Source organism: Brevibacillus sp. NSP2.1, assembly GCF_000470975.2.
In the GTDB taxonomy this organism is placed as follows: Bacteria; Bacillota; Bacilli; order Brevibacillales; family Brevibacillaceae; genus Brevibacillus; species Brevibacillus agri.
In genome coordinates, this window is the sequence record NZ_CP048274.1 from 3,190,774 (window position 1) to 3,206,477 (window position 15,704).

Here is a 15,704-nt window from a genome sequence, read left to right on the forward strand (position 1 = left end):
CTAATCGCCTATCCCTATCGGTCAACGGATCGCGGCAATCAGATTGTCAATCAGGCGCGTCTTGCCAAAGCGAACGGCCAGCGCCACGATAATCGCTTGTCCCGGCAGTTCGGTTTCTACAGGCTGCAAATCGGGATAGCGCAAAATCTCTACGTAGTCGATCTCGGCGAGCGGTTTGTCTGCGATCATCTGTCTGATGCGCGCTTTGATCTGTTCCAGCGGCAGCCCTTCTTCCAGCCATGCCGCCGCCTGCCGCAAGCTTTGCGAGAGGACGAGAGCCTGTTCGCGCTCTTCCGCCGACAAGTAGACGTTGCGCGAGCTCATCGCCAGCCCGTCCGCTTCCCGGACGATTGGGCACGGGATTACTTCGACTGGAACGGACAAATCGTTGACCATTTGCGTGACGACAGCCACCTGCTGGGCGTCTTTTTGCCCGAAAAAGGCGTAGTCAGGCTGGACGATGGAAAACAGCTTCAGCACGACCGTCGATACCCCGTCAAAATGGCCCGGACGGGAAGCGCCGCACAGTGGTGTCGTGACATTTGCGACCGATACCGTCGTCAAAATCGGCCTTGGGTACATTTCTTCCACGGACGGGGTGAACAAGAGATCGACTCCCGCCCCCGCCGCCATTTGGCTGTCGCGCTCGATATCGCGCGGATAGCGCTCAAAATCTTCGTTTGGGCCAAATTGCAGCGGATTGACAAAAATACTCATGACCACCAGGTCGCATTTTTCCCGGGCCGCTTTGACCAGGCTGAGGTGCCCCTCATGCAAAAAGCCCATGGTCGGCACGAAGCCGATCGTTTTTCCTTGCAGCCGTGCTGCCTTTATTTGAACGCGCAATTCCTCGATGGTGGATATTTGCTGCATCGTTTGAATCATGCCTGGGTCACTCCTTCCCCGTACAGCTCCTTGATCGTTTCTTCGGACGCGTGGAAAACGTGATCGGGTCCAGGGAAACGCCGAAGCTCGACTTCTTTAATATACGCGGCGACCGCTTCGCGGATGGACGTGCCGATGTCCGCGTAGCGCTTGACGAATTTCGGGGTCAATTGGGAAGCGTAGCCAACCAGGTCGTGGAACACCAGCACCTGACCGTCGCAGCCTGCCCCGGCACCGATGCCGATGACCGCGATCTCCAGTTTCTCGGCGATCATTTTCGCTACTTCTTCCGGCACGCATTCCAGCACGATGGCAAAAGCCCCTGCCTGTTGAATCGCCAAGGCGTCGTCCAGCAATTTTTTCGCCGCCTCCAAATCTCGTCCCTGCACCTTGTAGCCGCCAAGCTGATGCACGGACTGCGGCGTGAGGCCGATGTGCCCGACAACGGGAATGCCTGCCTGCACCAGACGGGTAATGAGTGGCGCAAGCTCGCTTCCGCCCTCCAGCTTCACCGCTTTCGCCAGTCCCTCCTGCATTAGTCTGCCCGCGTTTTTCACCGCTTCCTCAATCGTTCCGTGGTAGCTGAGAAACGGCATGTCCGTGACGACAAAAGCGCGCTTGGCCGCTCGCGTGACCGCCTTCGTATGATGGAGCATGTCGTCCATCGTCACCGGCACGGTCGAGTCGTAGCCCAGAACGACCATCCCCAGCGAGTCGCCAACCAGGATCATGTCCGCGCCTGCTTCTTCCACCAGCTTCGCAGATGGAAAATCGTAGGCTGTCACCATCGAAATCGGGATGCCCGCTTCTTTCTTTTTGCGGATGTCGGAAGTCGTGACTTGTTTTGCCATTTGCGTCTTCTCCTCTTTCGCGCCAAGGCTTCGTGGATGGAGAGGAACAAAAAAACCTTCTCGCTCAAATGCGGAGAAGGTTGTCCATGCCAAAGAGACATACTTGTCTTGTCATAAACGGATTCCTTCTGTCTCGGTCCACAAAGGCTCTGAGCAGATTTTTGTCCTTGCACTATTGCCTTATTGATACACCAATCATGCCAAAAATACTCCGGGAGTACCGTTCTGCCACAGATACAGCCTCCCATTTGGAGTATAGCAAATCATCTACACATTTGCACGATAATTGACGTCGGCCGAATACACTTTATGAATTTGTCCGGCGCGATCCTCGACCATCAGCACGCCTTCTTCATCGAGGCCGATTGCCTGGCCCTCCAGCTTTTGCGAGATCGTCTGCACCGTCACCCAGCGGCCGATCGAGTAGGAGTTGGCTTCCCATTCGTCTTTCACCCGCTGGAAGCCCTCCTGCAAGTAATGGTCGTACTCTTCCTCGAAGTTTTGGCAAAAGCGCTGGATGAACGCGACGCGCTTGACCGGGGTGCCCGACTCGATTCGCAACGACGTGGCGATCGAAAGCAGCTCTTCCGGGAAGTCAGCCTGTACACTGTTGGCGTTCAGCCCGATGCCGATAACCAAATAGTTGACCCGGTCTGCTTCCGCATTCAGCTCGGTCAAAATTCCGCACACTTTTTTATCGCCAATGAAAATGTCGTTCGGCCATTTGATTTTGACCGTTAGTCCGGTTTCTTCCCGAATCGTCCTCGCGACGGTCACCGCCGTCAGCAAGGTCATCTGCGGCGCTTTCGGCAACGGAATCGCAGGACGGACGATCAGACTCATCCAGATGCCTGTCCCTTTCGGAGAGTGCCACGGACGTCCCAGCCGCCCTTTGCCGCCTGTCTGCTGTTCCGCCAAAACAAGCGTGCCTTCCTGCGCCCCTTTTGCCGCCGCCTCATGCGCGAGCGGCTGCGTCGAGACGACCTCGTCGTGGGCGATGACGTGCTGTCCGATCCTTGTCGTGGCAAGCCCTGCCATAATTTCCGCGGCTGACAGCCGATCCGGCGCGGCCAGCAGACGATAGCCCGACTTGCGAACCGCCTCGACCTCGTAGCCGTCCCGCCGCAACTCTTCTATATGCTTCCAGACGGCCGTTCGCGAGCAGCCGCACGTCTGGCTCAATTCTTCGCCAGAGATAAAGCGCCCTGGCTGGTCGCGAAATGCTTGAAGAATGACCTGTTTAATGTTCATCTTGCGCTACCTCTTTCTTTGCAGCTTCGATTAGAGCCTCCGGCGTGTTCGGCAAGCCGTGGAGAGCTGTCTGCGCAAGCAGCGCCCGAAGCACGTGGACAATCCACTCGCCCGCTTTCTTTTGCAGCGCGACTTGCAGGTCAAGCCCTGTCACCGCCAGCTCCTTCATCGTTTTCACAGGCATGGCCCGATACTGTTCGACCAATGTCTGCATCAGGCTGTGCGTCTGCGCTGGCTGCTTCCACCAGCAGCTTTGCAATATCCCGGCAAGCTGTTCGCACGTGTCCCAGCCGGCATCAAGCAGCAACTGTCCCCACTCGACAGTCTCGGGCGCGTCCCATTTTGGCTGGATGCGCTCCAACAGCTCCACAAAGCCGACGATCGTCTCCGTCTCCCGTTTGGACATCCGCAGCGACTGGCAAAACGCTTTGGACTCCGCCGCAGTAAAACGCGCCGCATAGAGCAAAAGCGACCATTTTTGCGCCAGACTCTCCACATGGACAGCCCGCCAAAACTCGGAAGCCGCATCGCGAAACAGCCGCTGCAAGCCAGGAGCGTACCCGAACAGCCCTGTTTTGTTAATCAACGCGCAGCCGATTTGCGGCGAATCGCTGGCGAGCATTTTGTTCAGCTCTTCGCGGACGCGCTCCACCGCGATATGCGACAGGAGCGGAGCCGTCTGTTGCATAGCGGCAAGCGTCTGCGCCTCGATGGAAAAGCCAAGCTCGGCGGCGAACCGTACCGCCCGCAACAACCGCAGCGCATCCTCGCGAAAACGCTCCAGCGGCTCGCCTACGGCCCGCACCAGCTTTTGCGCGATATCCGCCCGCCCGCCAAACGGGTCCTGCAGCTCTTTTGCGCGGTTCATCGCCATCGCATTCATCGTAAAGTCTCTGCGTTCAAGGTCCAGTCTCAGCTCGGAAACGAACTGGACATCAGCAGGACGGCGGTAGTCTTCATACTTGCCTTCCGTCCGGTACGTCGTCACTTCAAAAAACTGCCCTTCGATTCTCACGGACACCGTTCCATGCTTGAGTCCGGTCGGGACGTGATCGGGAAACAAGCGGATGACGTCGCTAGGATGGGCATTCGTACATATATCTATATCGTGCACCGGCCGAGACAACAGCCAATCGCGGACGCAGCCGCCGACATAATACGCTTCAAAGCCGTGCTTCTCCAACGTTTCCAGAATCTGGTTAGCCAGATGGAGCGTCATGCCACTTCCCCCCTTTCTCGCATGGTTCACCTGATTACATAAGGAGGCGATACGCATGAGATTTTTGTATGGGCTCTTTATTTTCGTATCCAAACTGCATCAACTGGCGAAAAGCAATCTGTCCCGCCAGTGAGCGTGACCGTTTGCGGCAAAAAAGCTTACCCGAGCAACTTTGTATAGAGAGCCTCGTACTGGGAGGCAATCGTCTCGTGACAAAACGTTTTGCAGGAGCGCTCGATGCTGTTTGCGGAAAACTCGCGGTACAACGCTTCGTCTTGCAACAGGCGAATCGCTGCCTGCGACATGCCTTCGACATCCCCAATCGGGCGCAAAAAGCCATTGACGCCGTCGACCACGACTTCGGGTATCCCGCCGGCAACCGTCGCCACAACAGGCACGCCGCAAGCCATCGCTTCTAACGCAACGAGCCCGAAGCTTTCTTTTTCCGACGGCAACAGCATCAGGTCGGCCATGGACAACACTTCCGCGACGTCTTCCTGCTTGCCGAGAAAACAGACATCGTCCGTCAAATTTTGCTCGGCAATCTGCTTGCGGACCGCCCCCATTTCCGGCCCTTCGCCAATCAGGATCAACCGGGCAGGCATTGCTTCCTTGACCCGCGCGAAAATCTCAATGACGTCCGGGACACGCTTGACCGGGCGGAAGTTGGAGATGTGCATGAGAATTTTTTCACCATTCGGCGCGAACACCTTTTTCAGCTTCTCTACTTCTTTTGGATAGTAGCGGCGCTTGTCGACGAAATTGTACACGGGAACGATTTCTTTTTCGACGTGCAGCAGCTCTTTTGTCTGCCTGATTAAGTCTTTGGACACAGCCGTCACCAGATCGCTGCGCTCGATGCCAAAGCGGATCATGTCACTCAGGTTCGAGTCATAGCCCAAAACGGTAATGTCCGTCCCGTGCAAGGTCGTCACGATTTTCAAATGATCCCCGACCATCTGCTTCGCTAAAAACGCGCACAGCGCATGCGGCACGGCATAATGTACGTGCAGTAAGTCCAGGTTTTCCGTTTTGGCCACCTGCGCCATCCGGTTTGCCAGCGTCAAGTCGTAGGGAGGGTATTTGAATACATCGTAATGGTTCACTTCTACTTCATGGTAAAAAATGTTCGGGTGGAAGGCACCGAGGCGAAAAGGCATCCCGCCCGTAATGAAGTGCACCTGATGCCCCCGCTCCGCCAGCAGCTTGCCTAGTTCCGTCGCAACGACCCCGGACCCTCCCAGCGATGGATAACACGTAATCCCGATCTTCATTTCTTAGGTGTCACTCCTTCTCACAAGCTGGTCAATACATACGGCGCAGCGCTGACAAACCCTTCGGCATAACGGACGCCTGCCTGCTGCCCAAACAACCGCTCGCGGTACTCGACGGATTCGAGATACCCGTTCGTGAGCGGTGTTTGCACGCTGCCTTCTTCCAGCTCGAACTGGCTGCGGTAGCAACGGAGGACTTCCATTTTTTGCGGAAAAACCGTAGTAATATCGACCACGACCTGCGGCGTTACCGTCGAATTAATAAAATAGTACAGAAATTGAGCGGGACGATACGCCGGCAGCTCCGGATCGGGCATGTACTTGCGGATGCCCGCGTTGAAGATGGCTTCGCGCACGATGCGGCTTACGCTCTCATGGTCGGGATGGCGATCGGAAAAATACGGGGCGAGTACGGTGCGCGGACGCGTCTTCCGAATCAGCTTCACCACACGCTCGATCGCTTGCTCCCTGACAGCTTCCAGCCCGCGGTCAGGCAATCCGAAATTGTAGCGCGCACACACTCCGAGCAGCTTGTCGGCCGCAGCCGCTTCCTGCTGTCTGCGCTCCACCGTACCGTTGGACGACAGTTCAGCGTAAGTCAGGTCGAGAATCGCTGTCCGTTTGCCGGAAGCTGCCGCCAATAGCAGGCTGCCTGCCGCCCCGATCTCCACGTCATCGGGATGGGCGCCAATCGCCAAAATGTCGAGTTCGCGTGTACTCATGCTTCGTTCTCCTTGTGCAGCACGTCACGCCAAGCCAGCTCTCCCCGTTCCAGCGCCTTGAGCATAATCTCCGCAGAGCCAAGGTTGGTGGCAAACGGAATTTTGTGCACATCACACAGTCTCAAAAGCGCGATAATATCCGGTTCGTGCGGCTGGGAGGTAAGCGGATCGCGCAAGAAAATAATCAGGTCCATCTCGTTTTTGGCAATCATCGCGCCAATCTGCTGATCGCCGCCTAATGGGCCGGACAAAAACCTGGTGAGTTTCAGCGAAGTGGCATCCATGATTCTTCCGCCCGTCGTTCCTGTGGCGTACAGCTCATGCTCCGCCAGGATGGATTCGTAGGCCATGGCCAGTTGGACAATCTCTTCTTTCATTCGATCATGGGCAATCAATGCTATTTTCACGAGAAACTCTCCCTTATGTCTCGATAGAGATCGCTTTTTTAATCAAACGTTTAATCAATCAGATGTTCCAAACCGTAGATCAAGCCATACATACTCATGACGGCCTTAATCGCCAAATTAACGCCTGGCATAAACGACTCGCGGTTGATCGAATCGTGGCGAATGGACAACGTTTGCCCGGTCGAACCGAACAGCACTTCCTGGTGAGCGACCATTCCCGGCAAGCGCACACTGTGGATGCGGAAACCTTCGTACTCCGCTCCCCGTGCGCCGGGAATCGTCTCTGCTTCTTCCGGGTGCCCCTGCTTCAGCTCCTGGCGTACCGCGGCGATCATCTCCGCTGTCTTCAACGCTGTACCGCTCGGCGCATCCAGCTTGCGATCATGGTGCAGCTCGATGATTTCCACATGCGGCATATATTTGGCTGCCATCGCGGCAAATTTCATGCACAAAATAGCGCCAATCGCAAAGTTCGGAGCGATGATGGCACCAAGCCCCGCCTCTTTGTAGCGATCTGTCATTTCCTGCAACTGCTCTGGAGTCAAGCCCGTAGTCCCGACCACTGGCCGCACCCCATGGGCCAAACACAGCTCCATGTTTTTGTAGACGCTGTGCGGCGTGGTAAAATCGACGAGCACATCCGGCTTCATTTCTTCCATCTGTTTGTTGATTTCTTCGCTGCCAAGGCGAGTATCCAAATTTCCGGTGTAGATCAACTGCGCGTCCTGCGCCAGCATTTTCACTACTTCCTGGCCCATGCGGCCATTTGCGCCTGCAACCGCTACGCGAATCTGTTTATCCATGTTGGTTGTTCTCCTCAATTCTTGTCCAGCGATCTTTATCGCGTGTGTTGAATTTGTGCATAATACGATCAAACGCTTCCTGCAGGTCGATGCCAAGCGAGTTCGCGAAGCAGATCACGATAAAGAGCACGTCTCCCAGCTCTTCCTCGACGGTTTTCTCGCCTTCGTCTTTCTTCTTTGGCTTTTCGCCGTAAAAGTGATTGATCTCCCGCGCCAGCTCCCCGACTTCTTCGGTCATGCGCGCCAGCATGGAAAGCGGCGAGAAATACCCTTCCTTGAATTGCGATATGTATTGGTCCACTTCCTGCTGCATTTCCTGCATGGTTTTTTGCCGTTCCATCTGCCCACTCCTTTTGTTTTTCATCCTTCTCTCTTTCACCTATCGTACACAAAAAGGCTGCGTTTGCCAAATCTCAATACTTCGTCTTCCAACATATGGACAATCAAATAATCGTTCATTTATAATGGCTTTCGGATGGCCCTAAGGTATTGAGTATTTCGCCCGCACTACTGCACAACATGTCGGACGATCAACAGCGTCATTTTTCGCTCCGGCAAAACAGGAGGACACTATGAACATACGTTGGAAGAGCATCATCGCTATCATTATCGGTTCTGCCATTATGGGATTCGGCATTAACGCCTTCAATATCCCCAACCACCTTGCCGAGGGCGGGATCACGGGGATCAGCATTTTACTCAAGCTGTTGTTTCCCGCTATCGACCAAGGGATCGTCTTCTTCGCCCTGAACGTGCCGCTGTTCATTTTAGGATGGAAAATTCTCGGCCGCACTGCTTTTTTCTATACTATTTTAGGGACCGTTTCGCTCTCTGTCTTCCTCTCGGCGTTTGATGGCGTGCTGCCGCTCGTGATGCACGATCGTCTGCTCGCATCCTTGTACGCCGGCGTGGCTGTCGGTGTCGGTTTGGGCATTATTTTCCGCTACGGCGGAACGACTGGCGGCGTTGACATCATCGCCCGATTGCTGCAAAAGTACATGGGCGTGAGCATGGGAAGAACGCTGTTTTTCGGCGACATCCTCGTCATCGGCGCTTCGCTCGTATACTTGAACCTGGAGAGCGCGATGTACACGCTCGTCGTCGTGTTTATTGCCGCCCGCGTCATCGACTTTTTACAGGACGGTGCCTATGCCGGAAAAGCGCTGACGATCATTTCCAACCACGCAGAAGAAATCTCCCGGCAAATTCTCGATTTGGGCCGAGGCGTAACGCTCCTGGCTGGTAAAGGCGCATACTCCGGCGAAGAAAAGAAAGTGATCTACGTCGTCGTCGGCCGCAACGAGGTCATGCGCTTCAAAACGATCGTGCAGGAGATCGACCCGCACGCATTCGTCATCGTCAACGATGTTCACGAAGTGCTCGGCGAAGGCTTTACGCTTGATGAAAACAAGAAGCCTTTGCATGACTAAGCGTGACGCGAGTAAGGAAGGCCGACATTGCACCAAAAATAAAACCTTGCCTGTTTTTCGGCAAGGTTTTTTTGTATGCGCTTCGCTTCATTAGGCAGAACGGATTTCCCCGTTGTATTTTTTCCAGGCCACGTACGCCAAGGCAGCGACCAACGCAATTGAGATCGAAAACAGGATCGCCAGTGGCGAGTCAGGCCGCATCATCAGGCGGGCAAACGTACTTTTCTCCTCGCCGACAAACGCTGTCTGGATCGAGCCGTTCAAATCGCGCAAAGCTTCCCTGACGAGCTGCCAATCCATTTGCGCGTTTCGCATCTCTTTGGAGATGACGTCATACGCCGCAGAGATGGAAGCGAGCTGATCCTCGGGGAGTTGGATGCTCATTCCCGGTTTGATCGCCAAAAACAGGCGGTAGTTTTCATCAAACTGCTCGCGGAACTGGTTGTAATTGCGTTCCACGGCGGATTGCTGCAAATTTTGCACCTGTGTCACAAGGGATGGATAATAGCTGCGCCACATCGGCTGATGCTCGTGCGTCAGGGAGTCAATCGCTACACGAACCTGCGTGGCGTGCCACAACAACTGCTGCTCGCTTACGTTCGTGGAGGCAAAGCTTTTTTTAGCCGCCAAAATCGATTGGGTAACCGCGTTCAGACTTTCAATCCGAATCGGATAGGTCAAATGCTGGTTGGGAAACTTCTCAGCCAGTTGGATAATCCGCTGCTGCGCTCCTTCGAGATCCCCTTTTTTGGCGTAGGTCAAAAATTCATTCGCGATCTGATCCAGTGCCACTAGCTGCTGCTCCTCGATCGGCTGGTTCAGCTTCGAGTACAGGCTGTGGATCGGCCACGACAAAAACAGCCCGATCGCGAGAAAAAACATTAAAAAGCGGATGTTTTTCTTCAACGCAAAAAACCCCCTTCCCCTAGTACAGCCTATGGAAAGGAGGACAAGATTAGACCTTGTTTATCGTGTGCTTTGTGTTTACGAGCCAGATGACGGATATGGAAATCAGGCTGAGAAGCACGGTAAACAGTCCCACAAAACCTTCGTACGGGTCAAGCACACTCGGCAACCACGGATGGATGTCCATGACGTAATCCAAAAAGTCGTTGTTCAGTGTCCACAAGGCAGCGATCCCTACTGGCAGGATGCTTAATTTGTAAAAGCGTGCATACAAAACTGATTCAACCGCCATGCCTGCATGGGAAAAGATTAACATCACATCTGTCCAACGCACTTCATTCCCCATCATCCAACCCGCTAAGATGATGCAGACGGCCCATACACCGTACTTGAAATTGGTGATTCCTGCCAACGCTTCTAGTACCGGGATATGGCGACCCAACAAATAAGTAAGGAGTACCAGCGTGAATAGTCCACTACCTGTCGGGCTGTCTGGAACAAAAGGAGTCAAGTACGCTGGCGTTTCTGCCAGTTGGTTTTTATACCAGATGAATCCGTATATAGTTCCCAGCAGGTTTACGATAAACAGCGTCCATAGAAACCATCTTTTCCCCAAAGAATGTATAAACCACTCCCATATCCAGATCATGTTTATCGTCTCCCGCTGTGTACGCCGCTAAAGAAAAAGCTGACCGCATCGTCAGCCAGCTTTTTCCTTATTAGCTTATTTCAAGGTTGCCATGTATTCAGCCAGCTTAGCGATTTCCGCATCATCCTTGATTAAGCCGCCTGGCATTCCAGGTGCTTTCCCGTTTTTGATGATGTCGGCAATCTGCGTTGCATCGTATTTTTCACCGATCTTCTGGAGATTTGGCCCCATGCCACCCTCCATGTTTTTGCCGTGGCAACCCATGCAGCTTGTTTGCGCTTTCCAAACTGCATCTGCTGTAAAGCTGGTATCAGCAGGTGCAGGCGCAGCCGCGCTGGAGCCGCCGTGACCAGCACCGCCACCATCTTTGCTGGACGGATGGTTGAGGGAGTGCTCATGATCGGCTGCCCAAGTGAGGTAGAAAATCCCTACGAGAGCTGTCAGCATCAAGCCTGTAGCAACCGGACGCTTGGATGGACGACGCTCTTTGCTGGTGTCCAGCCAAGGCGCGAGCAGCAAAGCACCAAATGCGATACCTGGTACAACGATGGTCCCGAAGACTACCCAGTCACCCGCAGCCCAAGGGTATTTCAACATTTGGTACAGGAACAGGAAGTACCAGTCTGGCAATGGAACGAATGACGTATCATTCGGGTTTGCCTTGTCTGTCAGCGGCGACGGATGGGAAACCGTCAGCACGAGGAAGCCAACCAAGCAAACTGCTGCCACCATCCACTCTTTCAGCAGGAAGTTAGGCCAGAACGGCTCATTTTTTCCCGGAAAATCGGAGTAGGATGGAGAAATGTTAGGGATACGCTTCGCCGATACTCGGGAATCTCCGACGAAGGTAGCATCTTTGTCTTGTTTTGCCATGCTATTTCCTCCTTTTTATCGAAGACCGATTATAGTGGACCCGAGATACCTTGCGAACGAATCATGACAAAGTGTGCTCCCAAAAGGCCGAGCAATGCGCCAGGCAGGAAGAACACGTGAATCGCGAAGAAGCGGGAAAGAGTTTGTGCCCCTACGATGTCTCCGCCTGTCAGCAACATTTTCGCATATGGACCGATGATCGGAACGGAGTTTGCAATCTCCAGACCTACTTTTGTCGCAAAGTATGCGGTGTTGTCCCATGGCAGGAGGTAACCTGTGAAGCCAAGTCCCAGCATGACGAAGAAGATCAGCATGCCCACAACCCAGTTCAGCTCGCGAGGCTTTTTGTATGCACCTGTAAAGAAAACACGCAACGTATGTAGGAACATCATCACGATGACCAAGCTCGCGCCCCAGTGATGCATACCGCGTACGATTACCCCGAACGCTACTTCGTTCTGCAGGTATTTGACAGATTCGTATGCGTTAATAATGTCTGGCACGTAATACATCGTCAAAAACATACCAGACAAGATTTGAATAACGGTAATAAAGAACGTTAGGCCCCCAAAGCAGTAAACGAACGCAGAGAAGTGGTGTGCCGGGTTCACGTGCTCAGGTACTTCGTGGTCGGCCAAGTCACGCCACATTGGAGTGATATTCAGGCGCTCATCGACCCAATCATACATTTTTTGCAACATCTTAGCCGTTCACCCCCGGACGAGGATTTGCCTTTACTTTACCCAAATACAACTTGCCGTCTTTCACTTCTGTTTCATACTCATCAAGAGATGCCGTTGGTGGTGTCCCCAGAATGTGTTCGCCGTTAATGGTATAACGGCCCAAGTGGCATGGACAGAAGTACTGGTTCGGATGATCGGCACTTTCGTTCCAGTTTACTGTACAGCCCAAGTGCTTACAGATCGGGGACAGAGCGAGGATTTCACCCTTGTCATTCTTCGTAATCCATGCAGATAAAGTAGATTCAGATTCATACCAACCGTCCTTGGTATGTACTTTAAACTCAACGCGCTTTGGTTCCGGACCAAACTCATCTGGTGAACCAACAGCCACTTTATCTCCACCTGCATGTCCTTGCAGTAAAGGATCAACCGCAAAACGAATCATAGGGGTAATCATACCCGCAGCAAGGAACCCGCCAGTTCCCATGAGTGCGTAGTTCAAAAATGTACGTCTGGAAATTTCGCGTTTGTCTCCCATCTCTTTTTTCCCTCCTTATCCTGTAAAATAGCGCTACGATGGCGTTTTCATACATATACACTAGGTCAATCCCAATCATAGCTAACGCCTATAAAGATGTCAAGAATGTCCAGTGGACATGTCTGAACCCAACCACCGCCTGCGGAGAGATTGTTGCCATTTTGTCAAAATTTGCTCCTTGTCCCTCCCGTTTTCCTGTAGTATTACCGGAAAACGCTTTCTCTATTGCGCACTCTTTTGCTGCCACAAACGAATAATTTCTTTGGTCAGCACATCGACCGTCACTTCAAAGCGCAACGACGAATCCAAGTCTTCCTCGCCTACCGGAAGCATGAGCGTACTTGCCTCTCCCTGATCGCCAAGCCGGATTTTGTCCCCGGAAAAATGCAGTCCAACGGAAAAAGCGAAGCCCGGCGGCGTCTTTTGCTCCTGCTCCTCCCAGGCGAAGCGATAGCTGAGCGGAAACAACAGAATCCTTCCCTTCAGGCGCTGCTCGATGCCAGCCGCCACATTCAGCAAGTAGTTCATGCGCAGCACGTGCTCTTTTACCTCGATCCCGTCCCGGTACAAATAAAGAGGGAGCAGCGCGGTGTCCACATAAGGCCGCAGCTCCTCCCAATTTTCAAACTCGTTTACATTCCATTGCATAGGGTCGTCTCCTCTTCTTCGCGTAGATTTCCGGAAACTAGCGTACCATGAATCAGCGGAGACTCGCAATATCGCTTCCTGCTAAGGTTCAGGCCTTTTCGTAGGCCATGATTTCTTTCAGTTCGTCTGTCAAGCGGATAAACAGCTCTTTGTTTTTCGTAGCCAACGCCTCATCGATTTCCTGGTAAAGCGCCCGCTTGCGGTATTGACGCATTTGCTCGTCGATTACCATCTCAGAAAGCAACCCGGATACCATTTGATTGTTCGTTCCGTACGCGTTGGAATAGAAATTTGGCCACTCCATACCCATCCCTCACTTCAATAAAATAGTCGTTTCCGTAAAGCCGTTGTATTTTCGAAGCCAAGTCTGGCTCGCATAGGTGGCAGTGTACAACCACTGTTCATGCTCGTCTTGGCCGACTCGAAGCAATCCGAGGTGCACCATCATTTTGCAGACGCGATTGACCAAAATATCTGCGGGTGCATCGTAGTAAAACTCCTTGATCCACGCAAGCAGCGTGTTCATCAGCGATTCCTGCCTTACCCAGCCACCGGCTGCAAGCAGCGGAATCAACTGGACAAGCATCGGCAAATTCGGGATCGCCCGCTTGTACAACCTCATCCAAAAACGGATCACATCGTGGTAGAGCTGATCGGTGTACGGCTGCTCCAGCCGCTCGCGGCCCGCCTCCGTAATCGCCACTTTTCCTTCCGCTTCCTCAATCCACTTGTGGTAGTAGCAGAAATCGTAGAGCAACGAAAACCGGTCCGGGTACACATCGAAGTGAAGTCCGTAGCCAAAGCGCCATTTTTGCGGCAAAAGCGGTTCTTCCTTCACGTACAAAAATTGAAACAACTGCTGCTGATGCCTTTTGTACATGCCTCCTTCGGCCGTAAGCGGTACAGGCTCTTGCTGAAGGAATTGTAAAAATTGCATGATATCGTCGCAGAGAGCCGTTCCTTCATCCCTGTACGCTTCCGGTCCCGGAACGACCAGCGTGTTTTGTTCGCGCCACTGATCGAGCCAGGCTTGTATGTACGGCTCACGGATGTCGAGCGGAATTTGATACTGCCCGATCGTCTTGCTTTTCGCCGGGAAGATCCATCCTCTTTTCATGGCCGCGGCCACGAACTTTCTTGCTTCTTCCTGCTTTTTTTCTTTGGCACTCTCCAGAGCTACTCCCGCTTTGGCCAGCAAATCTTCCAGCGACATGACGGTTCGCTTGTCGAGTAGCAGTTGCAGCAAAAAATGCGTTTCTGCCGAGGATAGCTGGGCTACTTCTTGCGCGATTGTCAACCGATGGCGCAGGCTGGACAAGAGCGAGGTGATTAGCTCGTTTTTGGAATGAGGGTTGCATTCGCATCCGTAGTGATTGGCAATCTGATGGAGCTGCCGGATATCGGTGTACACCAAGATCTCAGCCAAGTTCATCTGTGCATCCCTTCTTTGCGATGGCTTTCTTGTATCCCTCATTCTTGCCAATAAGCGGAAAAATAAACAGGAAGCCACCTGAGTGACTTCCTGTTCGTCGATTTTTTTATGCGCGAGCGTTTTTTTCGCTCTATTCTTCGTCTGTTTCGTGATCCCATTGGTCGTGCAACTGCTGGTATTCTTTCGCCTCGTCGTACCGTCCTGCCTGCGTCAAAAGCGCAATCAGGCGGCGAATCTGGTCGAGGTCGAAGCCGGACAGCGTCACGTATTGCTTCAAGGCGTCGATGGCCTGCTCGGTTTTGCCGAGCGACAAGTAAATGTCTGCCGCCAAAGGGTACGCGGCGACGTATTCCTCGTCAATCGCCTGCAGGGTGGTCACCAGCTCCACGGCTTCCTCCAGACGTCCCACATGGAAGCCCATCAAGGCTGCTCCGTACAGCACTTCCGGCGAGCGATCGAGCACCAACGCCTGGCGGAACACCTGGTACGCCTGCTCAAACTGGCCGCTTTGCGCCAGCGAGCGCCCTTTTGTCAACAGCAGATCGAGGCTCTCGTGGCCTGCCTCCTCCAACAGCTTCATCGCTACGTCGTCTTCGCCGATGCGGAAGTACAGATTGCCGAGTGCCGCCAAAATGTCCTGGTTGTCCGGCTCTTTTTGCCTTGCCTGCTCCAGATACTTCACCGCCACCTCATCCAAATCTTGCAGCGCGTACAAATCGGCGAGCAACAGGTCAAGCTGAATGCTTTCGTAGCCCGATTCCTTGCATTCGTAGAGCAAATGCTGCGCGGTTTCAAAATCGCTGGAATCAAGGGCAATTTCTGCGAGCAACAGTTGGCACTCTCTGCGCAAGGAAGGCTCCATGCCCGGATTTTTCTCCAGCACCTCCGACAACAGCTTGCCCGCTACTTCCAAATGTCCCAGCCGGTACCACACCTCGGCCAAATACATCATCACATCCGGAAGATCAGATCCGTGCTCCTGCACTTTTTGCAGGGCGGTCAAGCCCAGCTCCACCTCGTCGTTTTCAATCCGCTTGATTGCCTCGTCTATGACATACAGCCATTTTTTTGGCATCGTGTTCACCTCATATGTATTTTGCTTCGGCCGTATTCTCAATGAATAGCCACAAAAG

19 protein-coding genes are annotated in these 15,704 nt (G+C 53.4%); 1 reads left to right on the forward strand and 18 read right to left on the reverse strand.

The window, feature by feature from the left end; all coding sequences use genetic code 11:
• Positions 1-21 precede the first annotated feature (21 nt).
• From panC to M655_RS15365, 9 genes are all read right to left on the reverse strand, one after another.
• Positions 22-885, reverse strand: a complete 864-nt coding sequence (panC, locus tag M655_RS15325) for a pantoate--beta-alanine ligase (RefSeq protein ID WP_005831229.1) — start codon at positions 883-885, stop codon at positions 22-24.
• A complete protein-coding gene (gene panB, locus M655_RS15330) occupies positions 882-1,736 on the reverse strand; it encodes a 3-methyl-2-oxobutanoate hydroxymethyltransferase (protein WP_005831230.1) in 855 nt (284 codons plus the stop codon). The genes panC and panB overlap by 4 nt, the downstream gene beginning before the upstream one ends.
• Positions 1,737-2,003: 267 nt before the next feature.
• Positions 2,004-2,987 carry a biotin--[acetyl-CoA-carboxylase] ligase gene (locus M655_RS15335; RefSeq protein ID WP_005831232.1) on the reverse strand — a complete coding sequence of 328 codons (984 nt, stop codon included), beginning with the start codon at positions 2,985-2,987 and terminating at the stop codon, positions 2,004-2,006.
• On the reverse strand, positions 2,977-4,206 hold the full coding sequence (locus M655_RS15340; RefSeq protein WP_026557100.1) for a CCA tRNA nucleotidyltransferase: 1,230 nt from the start codon (positions 4,204-4,206) through the stop codon (positions 2,977-2,979). Before M655_RS15340 ends, M655_RS15335 begins: the two co-directional genes overlap by 11 nt.
• Before the next feature lie 158 nt (positions 4,207-4,364).
• A complete protein-coding gene (gene bshA / locus M655_RS15345; protein ID WP_005831236.1) occupies positions 4,365-5,480 on the reverse strand; it encodes an N-acetyl-alpha-D-glucosaminyl L-malate synthase BshA in 1,116 nt (371 codons plus the stop codon).
• Positions 5,481-5,500: 20 nt separating this feature from the next.
• Entirely contained in the window at positions 5,501-6,202 is a 702-nt protein-coding gene (bshB1, locus tag M655_RS15350) for a bacillithiol biosynthesis deacetylase BshB1 (RefSeq protein WP_007785406.1), read from the reverse strand.
• Positions 6,199-6,609 carry a methylglyoxal synthase gene (locus tag M655_RS15355; protein ID WP_005831238.1) on the reverse strand — a complete coding sequence of 137 codons (411 nt, stop codon included), beginning with the start codon at positions 6,607-6,609 and terminating at the stop codon, positions 6,199-6,201. Before M655_RS15355 ends, bshB1 begins: the two co-directional genes overlap by 4 nt.
• 50 nt (positions 6,610-6,659) lie before the next feature.
• Positions 6,660-7,412: a 4-hydroxy-tetrahydrodipicolinate reductase gene (dapB, locus tag M655_RS15360; RefSeq protein WP_005831240.1), complete on the reverse strand. Its 753-nt coding sequence runs from the start codon at positions 7,410-7,412 to the stop codon at positions 6,660-6,662.
• The gene (locus tag M655_RS15365) at positions 7,405-7,752 is read right to left on the reverse strand and encodes a nucleotide pyrophosphohydrolase (RefSeq protein ID WP_025843800.1); all 348 of its coding nucleotides are present in this window, start codon (positions 7,750-7,752) and stop codon (positions 7,405-7,407) included. The genes dapB and M655_RS15365 overlap by 8 nt, the downstream gene beginning before the upstream one ends.
• A gap of 232 nt (positions 7,753-7,984) precedes the next feature.
• Between M655_RS15365 and M655_RS15370 the strand changes: the two genes are divergently transcribed.
• Positions 7,985-8,842, forward strand: a complete 858-nt coding sequence (locus M655_RS15370) for a YitT family protein (RefSeq protein WP_005831244.1) — start codon at positions 7,985-7,987, stop codon at positions 8,840-8,842.
• 90 nt (positions 8,843-8,932) lie between these two features.
• Here M655_RS15370 and M655_RS15375 read toward each other — a convergent pair whose 3' ends face one another.
• The 9 genes from M655_RS15375 to M655_RS15415 form a co-directional block, all read right to left on the reverse strand.
• The gene (locus tag M655_RS15375; protein ID WP_026557099.1) at positions 8,933-9,748 is read right to left on the reverse strand and encodes a sporulation protein YpjB; all 816 of its coding nucleotides are present in this window, start codon (positions 9,746-9,748) and stop codon (positions 8,933-8,935) included.
• 49 nt (positions 9,749-9,797) lie between these two features.
• Entirely contained in the window at positions 9,798-10,397 is a 600-nt protein-coding gene (locus M655_RS15380) for a DUF1405 domain-containing protein (RefSeq protein ID WP_005831247.1), read from the reverse strand.
• A gap of 75 nt (positions 10,398-10,472) precedes the next feature.
• Positions 10,473-11,270 carry a menaquinol-cytochrome c reductase cytochrome b/c subunit gene (locus tag M655_RS15385; RefSeq protein WP_005831249.1) on the reverse strand — a complete coding sequence of 266 codons (798 nt, stop codon included), beginning with the start codon at positions 11,268-11,270 and terminating at the stop codon, positions 10,473-10,475.
• A 29-nt stretch (positions 11,271-11,299) separates the two neighbouring features.
• Positions 11,300-11,971 (reverse strand): menaquinol-cytochrome c reductase cytochrome b subunit, encoded by a 672-nt coding sequence (gene qcrB, locus M655_RS15390; protein ID WP_005831250.1) that lies wholly within the window; start codon positions 11,969-11,971, stop codon positions 11,300-11,302.
• A gap of 1 nt (position 11,972) precedes the next feature.
• Positions 11,973-12,491 (reverse strand): Rieske (2Fe-2S) protein, encoded by a 519-nt coding sequence (locus M655_RS15395; RefSeq protein WP_005831251.1) that lies wholly within the window; start codon positions 12,489-12,491, stop codon positions 11,973-11,975.
• Positions 12,492-12,713: 222 nt separating this feature from the next.
• On the reverse strand, positions 12,714-13,139 hold the full coding sequence (locus M655_RS15400; protein ID WP_005831253.1) for a DUF2487 family protein: 426 nt from the start codon (positions 13,137-13,139) through the stop codon (positions 12,714-12,716).
• A gap of 88 nt (positions 13,140-13,227) precedes the next feature.
• The gene (locus tag M655_RS15405; protein ID WP_005831255.1) at positions 13,228-13,443 is read right to left on the reverse strand and encodes an IDEAL domain-containing protein; all 216 of its coding nucleotides are present in this window, start codon (positions 13,441-13,443) and stop codon (positions 13,228-13,230) included.
• A gap of 9 nt (positions 13,444-13,452) precedes the next feature.
• On the reverse strand, positions 13,453-14,571 hold the full coding sequence (locus tag M655_RS15410; protein WP_005831257.1) for a hypothetical protein: 1,119 nt from the start codon (positions 14,569-14,571) through the stop codon (positions 13,453-13,455).
• A 130-nt stretch (positions 14,572-14,701) separates the two neighbouring features.
• Positions 14,702-15,646: a tetratricopeptide repeat protein gene (locus tag M655_RS15415; RefSeq protein ID WP_005831260.1), complete on the reverse strand. Its 945-nt coding sequence runs from the start codon at positions 15,644-15,646 to the stop codon at positions 14,702-14,704.
• Positions 15,647-15,704: the final 58 nt, after the last annotated feature.

Bases quoted from the DNA above. Each gene is read 5' to 3' on its own strand.
- panC (WP_005831229.1), bottom strand. From the start codon at position 885: ATGATTCAAACGATGCAGCAAATATCCACCATCGAGGAATTGCGCGTT.
- panB (WP_005831230.1), bottom strand. From the start codon at position 1,736: ATGGCAAAACAAGTCACGACTTCCGACATCCGCAAAAAGAAAGAAGCG.
- M655_RS15335 (WP_005831232.1), bottom strand. From the start codon at position 2,987: ATGAACATTAAACAGGTCATTCTTCAAGCATTTCGCGACCAGCCAGGG.
- M655_RS15340 (WP_026557100.1), bottom strand. From the start codon at position 4,206: ATGACGCTCCATCTGGCTAACCAGATTCTGGAAACGTTGGAGAAGCAC.
- bshA (WP_005831236.1), bottom strand. From the start codon at position 5,480: ATGAAGATCGGGATTACGTGTTATCCATCGCTGGGAGGGTCCGGGGTC.
- bshB1 (WP_007785406.1), bottom strand. From the start codon at position 6,202: ATGAGTACACGCGAACTCGACATTTTGGCGATTGGCGCCCATCCCGAT.
- dapB (WP_005831240.1), bottom strand. From the start codon at position 7,412: ATGGATAAACAGATTCGCGTAGCGGTTGCAGGCGCAAATGGCCGCATG.
- M655_RS15365 (WP_025843800.1), bottom strand. From the start codon at position 7,752: ATGGAACGGCAAAAAACCATGCAGGAAATGCAGCAGGAAGTGGACCAA.
- M655_RS15370 (WP_005831244.1), top strand. From the start codon at position 7,985: ATGAACATACGTTGGAAGAGCATCATCGCTATCATTATCGGTTCTGCC.
- M655_RS15380 (WP_005831247.1), bottom strand. From the start codon at position 10,397: ATGATCTGGATATGGGAGTGGTTTATACATTCTTTGGGGAAAAGATGG.
- M655_RS15385 (WP_005831249.1), bottom strand. From the start codon at position 11,270: ATGGCAAAACAAGACAAAGATGCTACCTTCGTCGGAGATTCCCGAGTA.
- qcrB (WP_005831250.1), bottom strand. From the start codon at position 11,971: ATGTTGCAAAAAATGTATGATTGGGTCGATGAGCGCCTGAATATCACT.
- M655_RS15395 (WP_005831251.1), bottom strand. From the start codon at position 12,491: ATGGGAGACAAACGCGAAATTTCCAGACGTACATTTTTGAACTACGCA.
- M655_RS15400 (WP_005831253.1), bottom strand. From the start codon at position 13,139: ATGCAATGGAATGTAAACGAGTTTGAAAATTGGGAGGAGCTGCGGCCT.
- M655_RS15405 (WP_005831255.1), bottom strand. From the start codon at position 13,443: ATGGAGTGGCCAAATTTCTATTCCAACGCGTACGGAACGAACAATCAA.
- M655_RS15410 (WP_005831257.1), bottom strand. From the start codon at position 14,571: ATGAACTTGGCTGAGATCTTGGTGTACACCGATATCCGGCAGCTCCAT.
- M655_RS15415 (WP_005831260.1), bottom strand. From the start codon at position 15,646: ATGCCAAAAAAATGGCTGTATGTCATAGACGAGGCAATCAAGCGGATT.